This window comes from Simiduia sp. 21SJ11W-1 (assembly GCF_024138675.1).
In the GTDB taxonomy this organism is placed as follows: domain Bacteria; phylum Pseudomonadota; class Gammaproteobacteria; order Pseudomonadales; family Cellvibrionaceae; genus Simiduia.
The window spans coordinates 1,616,101-1,633,524 of the sequence record NZ_CP090959.1; the positions used below are offsets into that span (position 1 = coordinate 1,616,101).

Consider the following 17,424-nt stretch of genomic DNA (forward strand, 5'->3'; position numbering starts at 1 on the left):
GATTTTCACGCAAAAACCCACGCCAAAATTCACGCCATAGAGCAACGTGCATGTTCCGTTCTGTAATTGCCAGCTTTCAACAGGGGTTTCGCAACTGGGTTAATCGGCGCATTAAGGCCGCGCGCACCATCACCCTGGGCCAGCGCAATTTATTTATTTTTCCTGCGGCAAGTGGCTGGGCCTATATCTTCACGGTTTTATTGTTGTGGGTGCTCGGCACCAACTATGAAAATGCACTCATTCTGGCCTTGGCGTTTTTATTGTTAAGCGTGTTTGTGGTGGCCATTTTGCACACCTATCACAATCTGGCGGGCTTGCGGCTAACACTCGCTGAGGCGCAACCGGTGTTTGCGGGCGAGCGCGCCGCCTTTCGCGTGCGCCTTGCCCGCAAAGCCGGCAGCACCAAGGGGCAGGTGCTCAGCATTGGCTGGCGCGATGAAATGCCGGTTTCCACCACTCTTGAAGGCGATGAACAAGACGTAGAGCTGTGGGCCCAAAGTCACCGCCGCGGCTGGCTCAGGCCCGGGCGGTTGAAGCTAGAAAGCTTTTTTCCTATGGGCATCATCCGGTGTTGGACATGGCTGGATCTGGATGCCCGGGCGCTGGTATACCCCAAACCCGTGGCCAGTGATCAAGCGCCCTGGGCCGATGCCGATGGCGAACTGGATGCCCACTTTCAACGCGCCGGCAGCGATGATTTTGTGGGCCTTGAAAGCTACCAGCCGGGCCAGTCTCTCAAGCGCATTGCCTGGAAGCAATTCGCCCGCGGTCAGGGCTTGTTGCTGAAACAATTTGCCCAATCCCAAGGCCAGGCGCAGGCGCTCGACTGGGATTTTTTTGAAGGCCTGGATACCGAAGGCAGGCTGGCGCGCTTGTGTTATTGGGTGCTTTATCTCGATCAGCGAGGCTTGGCCTTTTCGCTGGCGTTGCCCGGCCAAAAAATTGCCATGGGCTTGGGCGATGCCCATCGCGAGCGCTGCCTGCGGGCATTGGCACTGTTTGGTAGTGATGCGGTAGCGGGTACAAGAGCCGGTTCAACAGCAGATACAACAGCGGATGCAGCCCATGCTGATTGATCAAATTCCCCGCACCAGCCAGCTGTGGTTATTGTTCGCCCTGGTGTGGACGGTGGTGCCGCACCTGACGCACTTGCCCGTGTGGGTGTGGGGCGCGGGCCTTGTGATTATTTTTTGGCGCTGGCAAATTTACGCAGGCCAGTGGTCTATGCCCGGGCGCATAATGAAAACCCTGTTGGTGCTGGTGTGCGCCTTCGGCATTTGGCGCGGCTATGGCAGTTGGCGCGGCGTCGAGCCCATGACGGGGCTGTTGCTGGTGGGCATGCTGCTTAAGCTGTTGGAAATGAAAACCCGGCGCGATGCACTGCTGGTGGTGTACCTCGGGTATTTTGTGGCAGCTGCCCAATTATTATTTGCCCAATTGATTTTAGATTCCCTCTACGCTGCTGCTTCGTTTTGGGCGCTGCTGTGTGCCCAGCAATTGTTGTTCAGTGGCCGCACGGCGAGCATTGGTCCTGCGCTTAAGCGCAGCGGAGTGATGGCACTGCAAGCGCTGCCGGTGATGGTTGCGCTGTTTTTGGTGATGCCGCGCACCGGCCCTTTGTGGGCCATGCCCATGCAGAAACACGCCGCCCGCACCGGCATCAGCGACACCATGGCGCCGGGTGATGTGGTAGATCTTACCAAGTCAGGCAAGCTTGCCTTTCGGGTAAATTTTGACGGTGATATTCCGCCGCCGCCGGCCCGCTACTGGCGCGGATTGGTGTTAAGCCAGTTCGATGGCCGCACCTGGCGTGCGCGCAACTACGATTTCAGCCCGGGCGGGCGTGGCGTCGATTTATTTAACCAGCAACCTTCGCCCTGGCGAATGAATGAAGCCTTGCTGCCGCCCGAAACACCGCGCTACAGCTACCAGGTGTTAATGGAGCCGAGCCATCGGCCATGGCTGTTCACCTTGGGCCTGCCCCTTGAAATTGAATCCAACAAGCGTTGGGCCATTACCGCCGATCACACGGTGCACACATTGATCCCTGTGTCAGATCGCCAGCGTTTCAGTGTGGTGTCTGCAGATCTGCCGGTGCCAGCTGAAACCTTGCACCCCTTTGTTGAACGCCACTATTTGGCGCTGCCAATGGGCTACAACCCACGCACCCGAGATTTGGCAAGCGAGTGGCAACGTATGGGCCTCAGCGCGCCACAAATTATTGCCCGCTTTGAGCAAATGATTGGCGAGCAATTTATTTATACCCTGCAGCCGCCGGCCCTGGGCAACCACAGCGTAGACGACTTTTTATTTGGCACCAAACAGGGTTTTTGCGAACACTTTGCCAGCAGTTTTGTATTTTTTATGCGCGCAGCCGGTGTGCCCGCGCGCGTGGTTACGGGTTATCAGGGCGGCGAGCTGGGTTTGGCGGGCGATTATTTATTGGTGCATCAAATGGATGCCCACGCCTGGGCCGAAGTGTGGATTAACGGCCAATGGTTGCGGGTAGATCCCACGGCGGCGGTGGCGCCCAGTCGTATTCGCGATGGCCTGCGCGCAAGCCTTGGTGACGGCTCGGCCGAGCTGGGCGAGCCGTTATCGCTAATACGCTACAGCAACATCAACTGGCTGAATCAGGCGCGCCTGCAGTGGGAAGAGGTGAACTACCGCTGGCAAAGTATGGTGGTGGGGTTTGACAGCGATCAGCAATCGGCGCTGTTAAAGCGGCTGCTCGGCGGGGTAGACCCATGGCGTATCGGCGTGTTTTTGTTGCTCGCAGCCGGGCTGCCGCTGGTGTTGCTGGCGCTTTGGTTGGCTTGGCGCAATCGCGCGGCACCCTTGCCACCGCTACTGCGATTGCTGGCCAATATTGAGAAAAAAGTGGGCGAGCCCCGCGCGGCCGGCGAGCCCGTGGGCCAGTACTTTGCGCGTTTGGGCCGCGCGTATCCGGCGCAGGCGGGCTTGTGGGCACAGCTGGCGGCCTTGTTTGAACGCGGCCTGTACGACGATAAAAACACCGAAGCTGTGCGCTTGATCAAAGCGCAGCTCGCGCGTATCAAGCGCCCCGCAGCTGGTGGCGAAATGCCAGTAAGCTCGCGGTAATAGCCACGTTTAACGATTCAACACCGTTACGCATTTCAATGCGCACGTTTTCGTTGGCGAGCTGCTGAACTTTTTCAGAGACCCCGTGGGTTTCATTGCCGAGCACAAAAATCACCGGGCGCCGGGTGTTAAATTCCGCCAGCGTGTGAGCTGCGTGCGAGGATAAACCGCACACCGCCGCACCGGCCTGTTGAAATTCACCCAATGTTTGGGCCAGATCATCGCAACGCAAAATCGGGCAGCGAAACAGCGCACCGGCACTGGCTTTAATTACCAACGGGTCTATTTGCGCGCAGCCTTTGTTGGGTAATAACACGCCGTCTATGCCGCTTGCGGCGACGCTGCGCAAAATCATGCCAAGGTTTTGCGGATTGGTTATGCCGTCTAATGCCAGCAATTCAAAATGCCCATCACCGGTGCGCGCCTGTAAAAAATCCCGGTAGTGCTGGTAGCCCTCCAGCACCAAATCTACCGCCACACCCTGATCCTGTTTGCCGTTGCGTGAAATACGCGAGAGTGCCTGCTTGCTGTGGTAGCAAATCTCGGCACCGGCGGCCTCTGCAATGCGGGTGATGTCGGTAAGAATGGTTGCCGGTTTGTTGCTCTCTGCCAAATGCAGCCGGTGAACTTTTATGCCCGTTTGCTCAAGCGCTTCAAGCACGGGTTTGCGCCCGTAAACGGTGAGTAATTTGTCGTAAAACTTTTTACGTTTTTGGTAATCGGGTGAATCTGTCATAGGGCTTCTTTTGCTTTGGCTGTGCTTGGGTATTGAATTGGAGCTTGTGCGTTTAGTGCGCTTGGCGAGCAAGTAACGCTTCAATGCCCGCCAGTTTATCCTGTTCACAGGCCAATTGCTGCTTGGCAATTGCCAGTGTTGCCCGGGCAAGGGCTGCATAAAGCTGTTGGTCTGTTTCGCTCATGGCTAGGGTGCTTTGGGCGGCAAAATGCTTGGCGAGCGTTGCGCTATCACCCCGGCTTACGGGGCCTGTGAGTACGGTTTTGGCCTGGCCATGTAAAATATTTTCCACATTGTTACGCGCCAATGGCGCGAGAATGCGGCTTGCGTTTGCGCGGCTCAGGCCCGCACGCTCTGCCATACGCAGGGCTTGATCAAGCAGGCTCACCAGGTGGTTACTCGCGCTTACGGTGGCGGCATGGTAGAGCGCCTTGGCATGCTCGCTCTCGTTTGCGAGGTTAAACCAGTGGCAGCCCAGCTGTTCAAATAGCGGCTTAAGTTTTGCCAGCGCAGCCGGCTGGCCTTCAGCCACACAGGCCACACCCTCTAAACCATGGGGTGGCTGCTGGGCGTGGGTGAAGGCGTGTACCGGGTGCACGCTGGCCAATGCCGCAGGCAGGGCCGGGCTTAGCGCCTGGTGGTTCAGGCTGCCAGCGCAGTGAAATAGGGTGCAGCCTTCACTTGCTGCCGGCGCAAGCCACAGGGCGGCCTCTGTAATGTGGGCATCGGGGGGGCTGATCAACCAGAAGTCGGCGGCTTCGGGTTCGGCGTCTGGCGTGCAGCCGCGGCCTGAGCCAATAAATGCCACTGCAGCGTCTGCAGCGGCCTGGGTGCGGCACAGCACCTGGCCAATATTCACAAGCTTGCGCGCGCGCCACAGGTGCGCCAGGGTTTGGCCCAGTTTGCCGGCACCGTACACCGATAGTGTGGGAAGTTCAGAGTGCATAATGTGTGGCATAACCTTGGTAATTGGGTGTTGGCGGCAAGATCGGCAGTATTTCCCGGCAAGGCGCACATCTAATTGCGCAAGCCCCTTAAAGCCTGTGCCTCTGCAGGCCGAAGGGTATTGGCGCGCTGCGGCAAGTGCAAGGGTTTGCCGGTTTTGGGGTGATCCGGGGCGCGCGGCGCTGCGGTAAGTCACCGCCCGTGCAGGCGGCCCCGTGTGAAAATAGCGGTTAGGGTGCCTAACCCTTCGTGCAAGTGGGAGTAGGGCATTTGCGCCCTGCGCCTATGGGCGCCGGATACTCAGGCGGGTTTTCGCAGGTAGCAGTCGTCATCGTTGGCTAACAGCGCCTTTAATACGTGTTGGCGGCTTACCAGCCCCACCAGTTTGTCGCCTTCAACCACCGGGTAATTCTTGGGCTTGTTGGCCAGCATGGTTTGCGCCACTTCCACAATGCTGGTGCTAGGCGTAACGGTGAGTACTTCTCTGTGCATCACTTTGGTTACGCTTGCGGGCTCTTCGCAGTAAAAGGCATCGTTGAGCATTTCTTTAATGCAGTCTTGTTCAGACACAAAGCCCACCAGCCGGCGCTGGGCATCTACAACCGGTGCGCCAATGACCTTGTGCTCCAGTAGTTTGCTTACCACCGTGCGAATGTCGTCGGTATCGCGCACCACCAGTGGCTGCTGGTTCATGAAATCCTGAACGAGAATAGATTGCATAGGGCTCTCCTAACCTGTGCCCGTAAAGCGTAGGGCCGTGAATACGCTGCCGGCACACACCGGCAGACCATAGCCTAAGCCTAGCCAATAATCCCGCCAAGGGCGAAATTGCGGGCCTATTTACAGCGTTCCAGGTAGGCGGCCATGGCCGCGGCCATGCCCATGTCTATGCAATCTACGGTAAAGGCGTGGCCAATAGAGACTTCCAGCAAGGGGGTTACCTGTGCGCGAAAATCGGCCAGGTTGTGCAGGTTGAGGTCGTGGCCGGCGTTTACGCCCAGGCCCACTTGGGTTGCGGTTTGGGCGGCGCGGGCAAATTGTGCGAGCAGTGCCTCCAGGTTTTCCGCTTGGGCCTTGTGTGCGGCGGCGTAGGGGCCTGTGTAAAGCTCTATACGATCGGCGCCAACGTCGGCTGCGCGCTTTATCTGATCGCAATCCGGGTCCATAAACAGGCTCACACGCATGCCCTGGGCCTTTAGCTCGGCAATAATCGGTTTCAGCGCGTTCGCACTTTGGCTAAGGTCAAACCCGTGGTCAGAGGTTAGCTGGGCGTCTGTGTCTGGCACCAGCGTGCACTGGGCCGGGCGGGTTTCTGCCACCAGTGCCATAAAGCCCGGGTAGCTGCCCTGTGCCGGGGCAAAGGGGTTGCCTTCTACGTTGAATTCCACCTGGGGGCTCACAAGGCTGGCCAGCTCGCGCACGTCTTGAGCGCGAATGTGGCGTTGGTCCGGGCGCGGGTGCACGGTAATGCCGTTGGCACCCAAATCGATACAGCGTTGGGCATGGGCGCACACATCGGGGAAGTTGCCCTCGCGGGAGTTGCGAATCAACGCAATTTTATTGAGGTTGATGCTGAGTGCAGTTGGCTGGGGCACGGTGAATTCCTGAGGTTGGCACAGCGCCCTCGGGCGCTGTATAAAATTAATACGCAGTCAAAATTGTAGGTGCAGCAACGTTTAAAAACCGTCAGCGGCTTAAAGGCGGTAGGCTTTTAAAATACGCACCGGGGTGTTGGGCGCTTCGGGAAAGGCGCGTATGGCGCCGCGCGGTTCACGCGCAATGGCGGCTACTACATCCAGCCCGTCTATCACTTTGGCAAATACGGCGTAGCCGGGTTTGTTTTTACCTGCATCCAGGTGTGCATTGCCGCCTACGTTTACGTTAATAAAAAACTGCGAGGTGGCGCTGTCTGGGTGCGCGGTGCGCGCCATCGAAAGGGTGCCATAGTAGTTTTTCAAACCGTTGTGGGATTCGTTAACAATGGCCTCGTGGGTGGGCTTTTTTACGAAATCGAAGGTAAAGCCGCCGCCTTGTACCACAAAGCCCGGAATCACACGGTGAAAAATGGTGCCGTTGTAAAAACCTTCATCTACATAAGTTAAAAAGTTTTTGGCGGTAATGGGGGCGCGGTCTTCAAACACTTCCAGGGTGATTTTGCCGAGGTCGGTTTCAAAACGCACTTTCGGGTTGGCGGCAAGGCTTGTGCTTGCCACCACTAACAACAACAGCGTGCTGAGTATTCTAAGCATGGTGATTCCTTAGCTGATCCACTCGGATTTGCGTTTGCGCCCACTGAAGCCCTGAATAATCAGGGTAAACAGCATGCCCACGCCCAGAATAGAGGCGCCGTAAATCCAATGGTTGTGCACTTTGTCGTTTTCCAGCCGCTGGTTTGAGGCCTTTAAAATATCCGCTTCGGTTTGCAGCATCTGGTGTTTTTCCAGCAGCGCCTGGTAGCGTTCGTTGAGGTCTATGGCGTTGGCAGAAAGCTGCTTGATGTTGGCCAGCTCTTCGGCCAGTTGATCGCGCTGGGCGGTGAGGCTTGAAATATTGTTGAGCGCGCTGCTTTTATCACCGCTAAGTGCACGGTAGTCGTTTTGCAGGTTTTCGTAATCTTTGCGCAGCTTGGCCATCTCTGCTTCTGTGCGGGCAAGCTTTACCCCGGCGGTGGGTTCTTCCAGCAGGTATTGGTTGCGAATCCAACCCTGTTCGCCGTTGCGCACTTCAACCAGGCTCCACTCGCCATCTTCACTTTGTTCAATGAATTTCACGCTGGTGCCAGAGGGCAGGCCGCGGTGAATAATGCGGTATTGGTTGCCTTGGCCGCTGCGCAGCGGCACAAAAAGTTGATCTGAAATGTAGCGGGTTTCCTGGGCGCTGGCCGGGGTTGCCGTGCAGGCGGCCCAGGCCAAAACAATAAGTAGTATTCTGATCACGGTGTTTTCCACGTTGTGTTTTTGTGTAAGTTTACGTGGCCACAAGCCCTTTGGCTGTTGGCGCCGTCACGTTCAGGGCAGAACTTTCTTAAAGGGTTTTACCACCACGCGCGCATACACGCCGGCGGCAATGTATGGGTCTGCATCGGCCCAGGCCTGAGCCTGTTCCAGGCTTGGAAATTCAGCCACCACCAGGCTGCCGGTAAAGCCTGCTTCGCCCGGATCTTCGGCGTCTATGGCCGGGTGGGGGCCGGCCAGCAGCAGGCGGCCTTGTTCGCGCAGGGTTTCAAGCCTTGCCAGGTGATCTGCGCGGGCGGTTTTACGAAGTGCCAATGAGTTGGCAACGTCTTCGCTGATGATGGCGTAATGCATGGTGCGTCCTTAGTATTTTTTAGTGTTCCGTGCGCGCGGCCAATCAGGCATCGTGCAATAAATCTTCAAAATCCAGATGGGTCAGTTTTTTAATATTTCTGAACAGATAAAACAAGGTGTAAATCATAATAGCCATGGCCGGTACCACAATTACCGGGTAGCTGAGTGCCGTCATTTTGCCCAGCTCTTCGTTAAAGGCTTCGGTGCCGGGGTTGCTCACCACAATCCATTTGGCCAATACATAGTTAAGCGTAGAGCTTACAAAAAACGAGCACGCCAGCAGGTAGGTGGCATTGCGCAACACCGCTTCAAAGGCCGGGTGGTTGTTGTACTTATCGAGCGCGCGATCCACCACATCCACTTTTAGAATTTGGTCGTTATAAATGAAGGTGCGCACCAGCGGGAAGCGGGTTTTCAAAGAAAACAGTGTGGCCAGCCCCAAAAGCCCGGGAATGGCGGCCTCTTTAATGGCGATATACTCAGGCGGCAGTTCCATCAGGCTGATGCCGCCGGTTAGCAGTACGCTCACAATGCCCAAAATAGAGAAGAAGTTGAATTTGCCGCGCTGCTTGAAATCTCTCAAGCCGTAAAACAGCGGGAAGGCCAGCGCCACAATCAACCCGAATTTGGTGCCCAGCCAGGCTTCGTTGCTGAATTTGGTGAGAATCACCGTGGGAATCACGATGTTAAACAGCAGATTGATCAGCAGGTTTTCGCGCTCTGGCGGTTTGGTGGCTTGGGGTTCGGCCGCAGCCGGGGTGCCAGGCTCCTTGGGAGCCTCGTTTTGTGCTTGGGTCATTTGCGTCTCGGTGGCAAAATGGGCGTTTGCATGGGGCCACTCATGGCCGCATACCGGGGGTTCATATTACTGCTTTATTTGATTTACACACGCATACCTGCGCATCGGACGGTATTTTACGGCCTGAGGCGCTGGTGTCGAGGGCCAAACAGCGCGGCGTGACGCTGCTGGCAGTAACCGATCACGACACCCTGGCAAGCTACCCAGAGGCGCAAGCGGCCGCCGCGGCCGAAGCCATTGCGCTGTTGCCCGGTATAGAAATATCCACCACCTGGCGCGGGCGGGGCATTCATGTGGTGGGTTTGGGCTTTGATCCAGAGCACCCGGTGTTGACCCGCGCCCTGAAAGACATGCACCAGGTGCGCGAGGCGCGCGCTCTGGCCATTGCCCGGGCCCTGGCCAAGGCGGGTTTAAGCGGCGAGCAAGACATACTGCGCGCGGCACAAATGGAGGCAGGCGAGGGCAGTATCGGCCGGCCGCACTTTGCCCGCGCGCTGGTGAAGCTTGGCAAGGTGAGCTCCCAGGCGGCGGCCTTCAAGCGGTTTTTGGGCAATGGCAAGCCGGGCGATGTGAAGCAAGACTTCCCCGAAGTGCAGACGGCGGTGCAGCTAATCTCTGCTGCAGGCGGGGTGGCGGTGTTGGCGCACCCGCTAAAATACAGCCTTACACGTACCAAAATGCGTGAGCTGCTGGGCGATTTCATTGAGGCCGGTGGCCAGGCGGTAGAGTTGATCAGCGGCTACCAGGAGCCAACCGCCACAGCAGATCTGGCCCGCCAGCTTGCGCCCTTTGGGGTGCACGCCTCCATTGGCAGCGATTTTCACCTGCCCGACCAACGCTGGCAGGAGTTGGGTTGCGCGGGGCACTTACCCGAGGGCCTGCCGCCCGTGTGGGCGCTGCCGGCACTGGCGGAACATCCGGCTGTGGTGCAGGCGGTTTCGGTGTAAGCTAGGCAAGTTATTGAATAAAAAGCCCTTTTTCTAGCAAGGAGGCCAAGTGGCCCAGTTTTTTCAAATTCATGCAGAAACCCCGCAGCACCGGCTGGTTGTGCAGGCGGCAGAAATTGTGCGCAAGGGCGGGGTCATTGCCTACCCAACAGACAGCGCCTACGCGCTGGGTTGCCACATTGGCGATAAAGCCGCCCTCGATCGCATTCGCGCCCTCAGAAAGCTGGATAAACACCACAATTTCACCCTGATGTGTCGGGATTTATCCGAACTTTCTACCTACGCCAAGGTAGATAACCAAATTTACCGGATGCTGAAAAACCACACCCCCGGCCAATACACCTTCATTCTGGAGGCCACTTCAGAGGTGCCACGCAGGCTCTTGCACCCCAAGCGCAAAACCATTGGCTTGCGCGTGCCCGATAACGCCATTGCCCTGGCGCTTTTGGCCGAGCTTGGCGAGCCGCTGATGAGCGTCACCCTGCAAATGCCGGGCGATGAATACCCCATGAGCGACCCCTACGACATCCGCGACAGCCTGCAACACCAGCTGGACCTTGTGATAGATGGCGGCTACTGCGGGCTGGATGCCACCACCGTGGTGGATTTAACCGGCGATGTACCGGCGCTGGTGCGTCAGGGTATTGGCGATTTTAGCCCCTTCGAAGCCGCATAAACTGCGGTTTGGGCCAGTGCCAGCCGGTTGTGGGGCACTCATGGGCAATTGCGATTGCAGTGCCCGTGGCGCGGCCCCATAATGTCACCCTTTGACTGTCCGATTAGCCTGCTGAGAGAGCAATCCGTGCTGAGAGATACCCTGTGAGTTCCGAATTAGATACCTTGCCAGATCAAGCCGAGTCGCCCGCAGGCGACCAGCCGGCCCCCGCAGCCGAAGGCGCTGAGGTGCCAACTGAAGGCCAGCCTGCCCAGGCCGAAGGCGAGGCGCCCAGCGAACCCGCGGCAGAAGCCAAAGCGCGGCCAGATCAAGCCGAAATGCCCTTCGCCATTGTGCAGGGCAAGGCCGTTACCGACCTCCCCAAAGATCTCTACATTCCGCCAGATGCACTGGAAGTGATTCTGGAGGCCTTTGAGGGCCCACTCGATTTACTGTTGTACCTCATTCGCCGCCAGAACCTCGATATTCTGGAAATCAACGTGGCGGAAATTACCCGCCAGTACATGTCGTACGTTGAGATGATGAGCGCCATGCAGTTCGAGCTGGCGGCCGAATACCTGGTTATGGCGGCCATGCTTGCGGAAATCAAATCGCGCATGCTGCTGCCACGCTCCAGCGAAGCCGAGGAAGAAGAGGAAGATCCACGGGCGCAGCTGATTCGCCGCCTGCAGGAATACGAGCGCTTCAAAAAAGCCGCCGAAGACATAGACGAGCTACCCCGGGTAGGCCGCGATGTGTTTCATGCCTCGGCCCAGGCGCCCGATCGCAACCTCACGCGCCCGGAGCCGGATGTAGATTTAAAAGAACTCTTGTTGGCGCTGTCTGAGGTGTTGCGCCGCGCCGACATGTTTGAAAGCCACCACGTCACCAAAGAAAAGCTCTCCACCCGCGAGCGTATGGGGCAGGTGCTAGACCGCTTGGCGCACAAACAATTCATGCCGTTTGTGCAGCTGTTTACCGTAGAAGAGGGCCGTTTAGGTGTAGTGGTCACCTTTTTGGCGGTACTTGAACTGATTAAAGAATCCCTGGTGGAAATCGTGCAAAACGACAGTTTTGGCGCCATCCACGTGAGAGCGAGAACGCAGTAACCATGGCTGATACTCCCGATCAAACACTTGAAACCGGCGTAACCCCAGAGCAGGAGGCCGCCGGGCAAAACCCTGTTGAAGCATCCGCTGAAGCCGCAGAGCCCGCGGCCGAGAATGAGGCACCCGAAGTGCAGCCCCAGGCCAGTGCCGATGCCGAACCAGACGCGGCCGATGATGAAGCGCCCGTGGTAGATCGCGCGCTGTTGCGCAAAATTGTTGAAGGTGCGCTGTTGGCCGCCGGCCAGCCCTTAACCGTGGCCAAAATTGCGGAACTGTTCGTGAGCGATACCGGCGCCGAACCCATGCCCAAAGAAGAAATTAAGGCCGCCCTTGAAGAGATTCAGGCAGATTGCGAGCACCGCGGCTTTGAATTGCGCGAAGTGGGCTCTGGCTGGCGCTTTCAGGTGCGTGCAGAAACAGCCACTTGGGTGAACCGCCTGTGGGATGAAAAGCCCCAGAAGTATTCCCGCGCGCTGTTGGAAACGCTTGCCCTTATTGCCTACCGCCAGCCCATTACCCGTGGTGATATCGAAGAAATTCGCGGCGTGGCGGTAAGCTCGCACATTATTAAAACCCTCTCGGAGCGCGAGTGGATCAAGGTAGTAGGCCACCGCGACGTGCCGGGCAGGCCATCGCTGTATGCCACCACGCGCCAGTTTTTGGATTACTTCAACCTTAAAAGCCTGGATGAATTACCCTCTCTGAGTGAGCTGCGCGATCTGGACGAGCTCAACAAAGAGCTGAATCTCGCCGACGACCCGGAGACGCAGGAGCGCGAAGGCATAGACGAAGCCAAAGACGAAGTTGCACAAGCCCCAAGTGACCACAATACTGAAGACGCAGACGTGAGCGCAGACGTGAGCGCAGACGTGAGCGCAGACGTGAGCGCAGACGCGAGAGCGGAAGTAGAAGCAGAACCTGATGCGAGTGAAGAAGCAGCAGACGAAACACCAGACGCAATCACAGCCCAAGAGGGCGAAATCGTCACCGAAGATGAAAGCTTTACAGACGCTGATTTACTGGCCGCCGAAGAACCGGTAGCCGCTGTTGGTGAACAACGTGAGGCATCAACAGAACCTACTGAAGAAGACCCAAGTGCGGTATGAGTAAACAAAAAGACACACCGGCCGCGCCAAGCGGCGATGAAAAACTGCAAAAAGTGCTGGCCCGCGCAGGGCTGGGCTCGCGCCGTGAAATGGAACGCCTGATCGAGTCTGGCCGCGTTGAAGTTAACGGCAAAATTGCAGCTCTGGGCGACCGGGTGGGCGCCAGCGCCAGCATTCGCGTAGATGGCAAATCTGTCACCTTCAGTGCCGGCGAAATCAAGCGCCGGGTGCTGTTATACAACAAGCCCGAAGGCGAAATTTGTTCGCGCTCAGATCCGGAAGGCCGCCGCACAGTTTACGACCGCTTGCCACAGTTAAAAGGCGAGCGCTGGATTTCCGTGGGCCGGTTAGATTTCAACACCAGCGGGTTATTGTTGTTCACCAACGATGGCGAGCTGGCCAACAAATTAATGCACCCTTCATCGGTAATTGATCGTGAATACCTGGTGCGCATTCAAGGCGATGTAGACGACGAAATGCGCCAGCGCTTACTCGATGGTGTATTACTGGAAGACGGCGTAGCCCAGTTTACCGATATCGTAGATGGCGCCGGCGAAGGCCGTAACCGCTGGTTTTATTGTGTGGTAATGGAAGGCCGCAACCGCGAAGTGCGCAGGCTTTGGGAGTCGCAAGGGGTGCGCGTAAGCCGCCTGAAGCGCGTGCGCTACGGCAATTGTTTTATTCCCTCACACGTGCGCGTGGGCCAGTGGGTAGAACTAACCGATAAAGAAATTGGCGATTTGTGTGCAACGGCAGGCATAGAACACCAGCCACAGCCAGAGCACATTGAAACCCGCGAAAACCGCGAGCGCCACGAACGCAAATTGCGCGTGGGTGCAGCCAAGCGCCCGCTGGCACGCCAGCTGAAAAAACCGCGCGATAACGCAGAAGAGTTCAGCAGCAAGCCGCGCCCGGCACTGGCACCGCTCAGCAAGGCATCAGCACAGCCCGCGCCTAAATCTGCAGGTAAACCTGCCCCCAAAGGCGATGGTAAAAAGGCCCGCTCCCACAAGGGTGGCAAACCCGCTCATAAATCTGGCAGCAAAGCCCGGCCGGGCAGTAACCGCTCGGGTTCGCGCTAATTAGGTAACGCCATGGCGCATTCAACACAGGCCAAACAACTTTTTTCTTACCCTCGCTACTGGGCCGAATGTTTCGGCCCGGCACCGTTTTTGCCCATGTCGCGCAGAGAGATGGATCAGCTCGGCTGGGATTCCTGCGACATCATCATTGTGTGTGGCGATGCCTACGTAGATCACCCAAGCTTCGGCATGGCGGTGATTGGCCGCTTTTTAGAGGCGCAGGGTTTTCGCGTAGGGTTGATTTGCCAACCCGATTGGACATCTGCAGAGCCCTTTAAGGCGCTGGGTAAACCCAATTTATTTTTTGGCGTAAGCGGCGGCAACATGGATTCCATGATCAACCGCTACACTGCCGATAAAAAAGTGAGAAACGACGATGCCTACACCCCCGGTGGCGAAGGCGGCAAACGCCCGGACCGCTGCGTGCTGGTGTATTCACAGCGCTGTAAAGAGGCCTACAGTGAAGTACCCGTGGTGCTGGGCGGCATAGAAGCCAGCCTGCGCCGCATTGCGCAGTACGATTACTGGAGCGATCAGGTTCGCCGCTCGGTGTTGATAGATGCCACCGCAGATATTTTACTTTACGGCAATGCCGAGCGCGCCATTGCAGATATTGCCCACGGCTTGGCCGCCGGTAAAACTATTGAAGAATTAAGCACGCTGCGGGGTACAACTGTGGTGCGTAAAGCCCCGCCCGGAGGCTGGACGGAAATCGATTCATCACGCATAGATTGGCCCGGCAATATTGATAAATTGCCGAACCCTTACGAATATCAGCAAGATACCGGAAGTGATACCAACAACACGCAAGTAGGCTTGAAGGCAGGCGAGGGGCAGTTGCAAGCCAGCAGCGCGCCTTGCCAGCAAAATCAGGCGGCTAACCCTGCCGATGAAGAGCAGCCCGTGCGCATTATTCCCATGCCGCTGGCCGGGCGCAGTTATAAAGACCCGAATACCTACATTCGGCTGCCCAGCTTTGAAAAGGTGCGCAACGACCCGGTGCTCTACGCCCACGCCTCGCGTGTGTTGCACCAAGAGGCCAACCCCTTTAACGCGCGCCCGCTTATTCAAAAGCACGGCAACCGCGAAATTTGGGTAAACCCGCCACCCATGCCCTTGGAAACCGATGAGCTGGACGGCGTTTTCGATTTACCTTACCAGCGCCGCCCGCACCCAAGCTACGGCAACGCAAAAATTCCCGCCTTTGAGATGATCAAGTCATCTATCAATATTATGCGCGGCTGTTTTGGCGGTTGTACTTTTTGTTCAATTACCGAACACGAAGGGCGCATTATTCAAAGCCGTTCAGAGGCATCGATTCTGCGGGAAATTGAAGAAATCCGCGATAAGGTGCCAGGCTTTACCGGCCACATTTCAGATTTGGGCGGCCCCACGGCAAACATGTACCGTTTGCAGTGTAAAGATTTGCCTACCTTAAGCGCCTGCCGCAGGCTTTCTTGTGTGTTCCCCACCATTTGTAAAAACCTGGGCACAGATCATAAGCACACCACGCAGTTGTACCGTAAAGCGCGTGCAATTCCCGGTGTTAAGCGTGTCTCTATTGCCTCTGGCCTGCGCTACGATCTGGCCGTGCGCGACCCGGAGTACGTAAAAGAGCTGGTAACCCACCACGTAGGTGGCATGTTGAAAATCGCACCCGAGCACACCGAGGGGCGCCCGCTAGACATGATGATGAAACCCAGCATGGAGAGCTATTACGCCTTCAAAAAGCTGTTTGATAAGTATTCAAAAGAGGCCGGTAAAACCCAATACCTGGTGCCATACTTCATTGCCGCACACCCCGGCACAGAAGATGAAGACATGCTAAACCTCGCGCTGTGGTTGAAGAAGAACAATTTTGAAGTAGATCAGGTGCAAACCTTCTACCCATCGCCTATGTCACTGGCTACGGCTATGTATTTTTCACAGCGCAACCCGCTGAAAAAATTAAGCTATAAAAAAGGCAGCTTGTACATTCCGCGCGATAAAGACCAGCGCAAGCTCCACAAGGCGTTGTTGCGCTATCACGACCCAAGTAATTGGGGCTTTTTGCGCGAATCGCTTATTAAAATGAATAAGGCGCATTTAATAGATAAGCTGTTACCCGGCGAATCCAAGCCCGGCCGTAAGCAGTTTGTGCAAGGTGGCGCACGCCAGAAGGCGAGCGGCAATAAGTTCGATAAAATTCCGGCACGCAAACCGCCAAACGCCCGCAAGGGTAAGCCCCGTTCTAAGGGGCGGTAGGTTTGTAAATTCAAGTGATTTTAAACGGGCGACTTTTTAGTCGCCCGTTTTTTTTGCCACTTGGTTAGCCGGCGGAAAGCAGTTTGCTGAAGCGTAGGCGAGGCAGTTTACACAAGCGGCTCGCCGCCCGGGCAAAAGCAGGCGAAAGAGCGGAGTTTATGAGTAATAAATGAGCATCTTGAGCTCACTGCTGTCCCATAGTTTAAGTCTCCATGGAAAACAGACGTTGAAACTACTTATATCGCAGAGTTTCTAAGCGATATCTGGACATGAAATCTGGGGCGCAGTTTGTGACACGACGTAAATACATCCATGTAGTCTCGACACCCGCGTCCATGCGGGTGACGGTCACAAACTGCGCCCCATATTCCATGCCTGTAGATTTGTGGGACAGCAGTGATCTTGAGCTTGCTTTTAACGCAGTGAAAACAACGTTGGTAGTTTCAGAGGTCTGCTTTGGTGCGGGAGGCAAGGCAACCACCTTACACCCTCTGGCCACTGCGCTGCGAGTGTTTGGCAGTCTGCTGTGTGAAGTGTTCGCAATTGGCCTGCGGGCACAAGGTGTTTACCTTACTTCTTGTCAGCATCGGCAGTATGGTAAGTGGTGGGGTGGTTTTTTCAGGCGGGTCGCTGGCTGGGCAGGGCAGGTGAGTGGGTGGAGTTTATAAGGATGAAACTTCGGCGCAGGAAGCAAGGCAAACACCTTGTACCCTCCGGCCACTGCGCTGCGAGTGTTTGGCAATGTGCTGCGTGAAGTGTTCGCAATTGGCCTGCGGGTACAAGGTGTTTACCTTACTTCTTGTGAGCATCGGCAGTATGGCAAGTGGTGAGGTGGGTTTTTCAGGCGGTTCGCTGGCTGGGCAGGGCAGGTGAGGGGGTGGAGTTTATAAGGTTGAAACTTCGGCGCAGGAAGCAAGGCAAACACCTTGTACCCTCCGGCCACTGCGCTGCGAGTGTTTGGCAATGTGCTGCGTGAAGTGTTCGCAATTGGCCTGCGGGCACAAGGTGTTTACCTTACTTCTTGTGAGCATCGGTAGTAGGGCTAGTGGTGGGGTGGTTTTTTCACGCGGGTCGCTGGCTGGGCAGGGCAGGTGAGTGGGTGGAGTTAGTATGGTTGAAACTTCGGCGCAGGAAGCAAGGCAAACACCTTGTACCCTCCTGCCACTGCGCTGCGAGTGTTTGGCAATGTGCTGCGTGAAGTGTTCGCAATTGGCCTGCGGGCACAAGGTGTTTACCTTACTTCTTGCCAGCATCGGTAGTAGGGCTAGTGGTGGGGTGGGCTTTTCAGGCGGTTCGCTGGCTGGGCAGGGCAGGTGAGGGGGTGGAGTTTATAAGGATGAAACTTCGGCGCAGGAAGCAAGGCAAACACCTTGTACCCTCCGGTCGCTGCT

15 protein-coding genes and 1 pseudogene are annotated in these 17,424 nt (G+C 56.6%); 8 read left to right on the forward strand and 8 right to left on the reverse strand.

The genetic code is table 11. From position 1 onward, the window contains the following. Positions 1–50 precede the first annotated feature (50 nt). Both L1F30_RS07065 and L1F30_RS07070 read left to right on the forward strand, forming a co-directional pair. Positions 51–1,076, forward strand: coding sequence for a DUF58 domain-containing protein (locus tag L1F30_RS07065; RefSeq protein WP_253361067.1), 1,026 nt, complete (start codon positions 51–53; stop codon positions 1,074–1,076). Continuing rightward, positions 1,066–3,102: a DUF3488 and transglutaminase-like domain-containing protein gene (locus L1F30_RS07070; RefSeq protein ID WP_253361069.1), complete on the forward strand. Its 2,037-nt coding sequence runs from the start codon at positions 1,066–1,068 to the stop codon at positions 3,100–3,102. Before L1F30_RS07065 ends, L1F30_RS07070 begins: the two co-directional genes overlap by 11 nt. On the opposite strand, the gene L1F30_RS07075 is transcribed toward L1F30_RS07070, so the two are convergent. The 8 genes from L1F30_RS07075 to L1F30_RS07110 form a co-directional block, all read right to left on the reverse strand. Further along, on the reverse strand, positions 3,056–3,838 hold the full coding sequence (locus L1F30_RS07075; RefSeq protein WP_253361071.1) for an RNA methyltransferase: 783 nt from the start codon (positions 3,836–3,838) through the stop codon (positions 3,056–3,058). The genes L1F30_RS07070 and L1F30_RS07075 overlap by 47 nt on opposite strands. 52 nt (positions 3,839–3,890) lie before the next feature. Then, entirely contained in the window at positions 3,891–4,784 is an 894-nt protein-coding gene (locus tag L1F30_RS07080; RefSeq protein ID WP_253361073.1) for a Rossmann-like and DUF2520 domain-containing protein, read from the reverse strand. Positions 4,785–5,083: 299 nt separating this feature from the next. After that, a complete protein-coding gene (locus L1F30_RS07085; RefSeq protein ID WP_253361075.1) occupies positions 5,084–5,503 on the reverse strand; it encodes a CBS domain-containing protein in 420 nt (139 codons plus the stop codon). A 116-nt stretch (positions 5,504–5,619) separates the two neighbouring features. Further along, the gene (locus L1F30_RS07090) at positions 5,620–6,378 is read right to left on the reverse strand and encodes a pyridoxine 5'-phosphate synthase (RefSeq protein ID WP_253361077.1); all 759 of its coding nucleotides are present in this window, start codon (positions 6,376–6,378) and stop codon (positions 5,620–5,622) included. A 99-nt stretch (positions 6,379–6,477) separates the two neighbouring features. Then, a complete protein-coding gene (locus L1F30_RS07095; RefSeq protein WP_253361079.1) occupies positions 6,478–7,032 on the reverse strand; it encodes a peptidylprolyl isomerase in 555 nt (184 codons plus the stop codon). A gap of 9 nt (positions 7,033–7,041) precedes the next feature. Beyond that, the gene (locus L1F30_RS07100; RefSeq protein ID WP_253361080.1) at positions 7,042–7,719 is read right to left on the reverse strand and encodes a TIGR04211 family SH3 domain-containing protein; all 678 of its coding nucleotides are present in this window, start codon (positions 7,717–7,719) and stop codon (positions 7,042–7,044) included. Positions 7,720–7,791: 72 nt separating this feature from the next. Next, positions 7,792–8,091 carry a YciI family protein gene (locus L1F30_RS07105; protein ID WP_253361087.1) on the reverse strand — a complete coding sequence of 100 codons (300 nt, stop codon included), beginning with the start codon at positions 8,089–8,091 and terminating at the stop codon, positions 7,792–7,794. Between the two features lie 43 nt (positions 8,092–8,134). Further along, complete coding sequence (locus L1F30_RS07110; RefSeq protein ID WP_253361089.1) at positions 8,135–8,890, reverse strand: VC0807 family protein; 756 nt, start codon at positions 8,888–8,890, stop codon at positions 8,135–8,137. A gap of 26 nt (positions 8,891–8,916) precedes the next feature. On the opposite strand from L1F30_RS07110, the gene L1F30_RS07115 reads away from it, so the two are divergent. The 6 genes and pseudogenes from L1F30_RS07115 to L1F30_RS07140 all read left to right on the forward strand — a co-directional run bounded on the left by L1F30_RS07115 (position 8,917) and on the right by L1F30_RS07140 (position 16,033). Continuing rightward, positions 8,917–9,837, forward strand: a complete 921-nt coding sequence (locus L1F30_RS07115; protein WP_256476028.1) for a PHP domain-containing protein — start codon at positions 8,917–8,919, stop codon at positions 9,835–9,837. A gap of 49 nt (positions 9,838–9,886) precedes the next feature. After that, entirely contained in the window at positions 9,887–10,513 is a 627-nt protein-coding gene (locus tag L1F30_RS07120; protein ID WP_253361100.1) for an L-threonylcarbamoyladenylate synthase, read from the forward strand. Positions 10,514–10,656: 143 nt separating this feature from the next. Continuing rightward, the gene (locus L1F30_RS07125; RefSeq protein ID WP_253361108.1) at positions 10,657–11,601 is read left to right on the forward strand and encodes a ScpA family protein; all 945 of its coding nucleotides are present in this window, start codon (positions 10,657–10,659) and stop codon (positions 11,599–11,601) included. A 2-nt stretch (positions 11,602–11,603) separates the two neighbouring features. Beyond that, a complete protein-coding gene (gene scpB, locus L1F30_RS07130) occupies positions 11,604–12,707 on the forward strand; it encodes an SMC-Scp complex subunit ScpB (protein WP_253361116.1) in 1,104 nt (367 codons plus the stop codon). After that, a pseudogene (gene rluB / locus L1F30_RS07135) lies at positions 12,704–13,555 on the forward strand (23S rRNA pseudouridine(2605) synthase RluB); the annotation flags it as partial. The gene scpB and the pseudogene rluB, both read left to right, overlap by 4 nt. Positions 13,556–13,801: 246 nt before the next feature. Then, positions 13,802–16,033, forward strand: a complete 2,232-nt coding sequence (locus tag L1F30_RS07140; RefSeq protein WP_253361119.1) for a YgiQ family radical SAM protein — start codon at positions 13,802–13,804, stop codon at positions 16,031–16,033. The last annotated feature ends 1,391 nt before the right edge of the window (positions 16,034–17,424 follow it).

Bases quoted from the DNA above. Each gene is read 5' to 3' on its own strand.
- L1F30_RS07065 (WP_253361067.1), top strand. From the start codon at position 51: ATGTTCCGTTCTGTAATTGCCAGCTTTCAACAGGGGTTTCGCAACTGG.
- L1F30_RS07070 (WP_253361069.1), top strand. From the start codon at position 1,066: ATGCTGATTGATCAAATTCCCCGCACCAGCCAGCTGTGGTTATTGTTC.
- L1F30_RS07075 (WP_253361071.1), bottom strand. From the start codon at position 3,838: ATGACAGATTCACCCGATTACCAAAAACGTAAAAAGTTTTACGACAAA.
- L1F30_RS07080 (WP_253361073.1), bottom strand. From the start codon at position 4,784: ATGCACTCTGAACTTCCCACACTATCGGTGTACGGTGCCGGCAAACTG.
- L1F30_RS07085 (WP_253361075.1), bottom strand. From the start codon at position 5,503: ATGCAATCTATTCTCGTTCAGGATTTCATGAACCAGCAGCCACTGGTG.
- L1F30_RS07095 (WP_253361079.1), bottom strand. From the start codon at position 7,032: ATGCTTAGAATACTCAGCACGCTGTTGTTGTTAGTGGTGGCAAGCACA.
- L1F30_RS07105 (WP_253361087.1), bottom strand. From the start codon at position 8,091: ATGCATTACGCCATCATCAGCGAAGACGTTGCCAACTCATTGGCACTT.
- L1F30_RS07110 (WP_253361089.1), bottom strand. From the start codon at position 8,890: ATGACCCAAGCACAAAACGAGGCTCCCAAGGAGCCTGGCACCCCGGCT.
- scpB (WP_253361116.1), top strand. From the start codon at position 11,604: ATGGCTGATACTCCCGATCAAACACTTGAAACCGGCGTAACCCCAGAG.
- L1F30_RS07140 (WP_253361119.1), top strand. From the start codon at position 13,802: ATGGCGCATTCAACACAGGCCAAACAACTTTTTTCTTACCCTCGCTAC.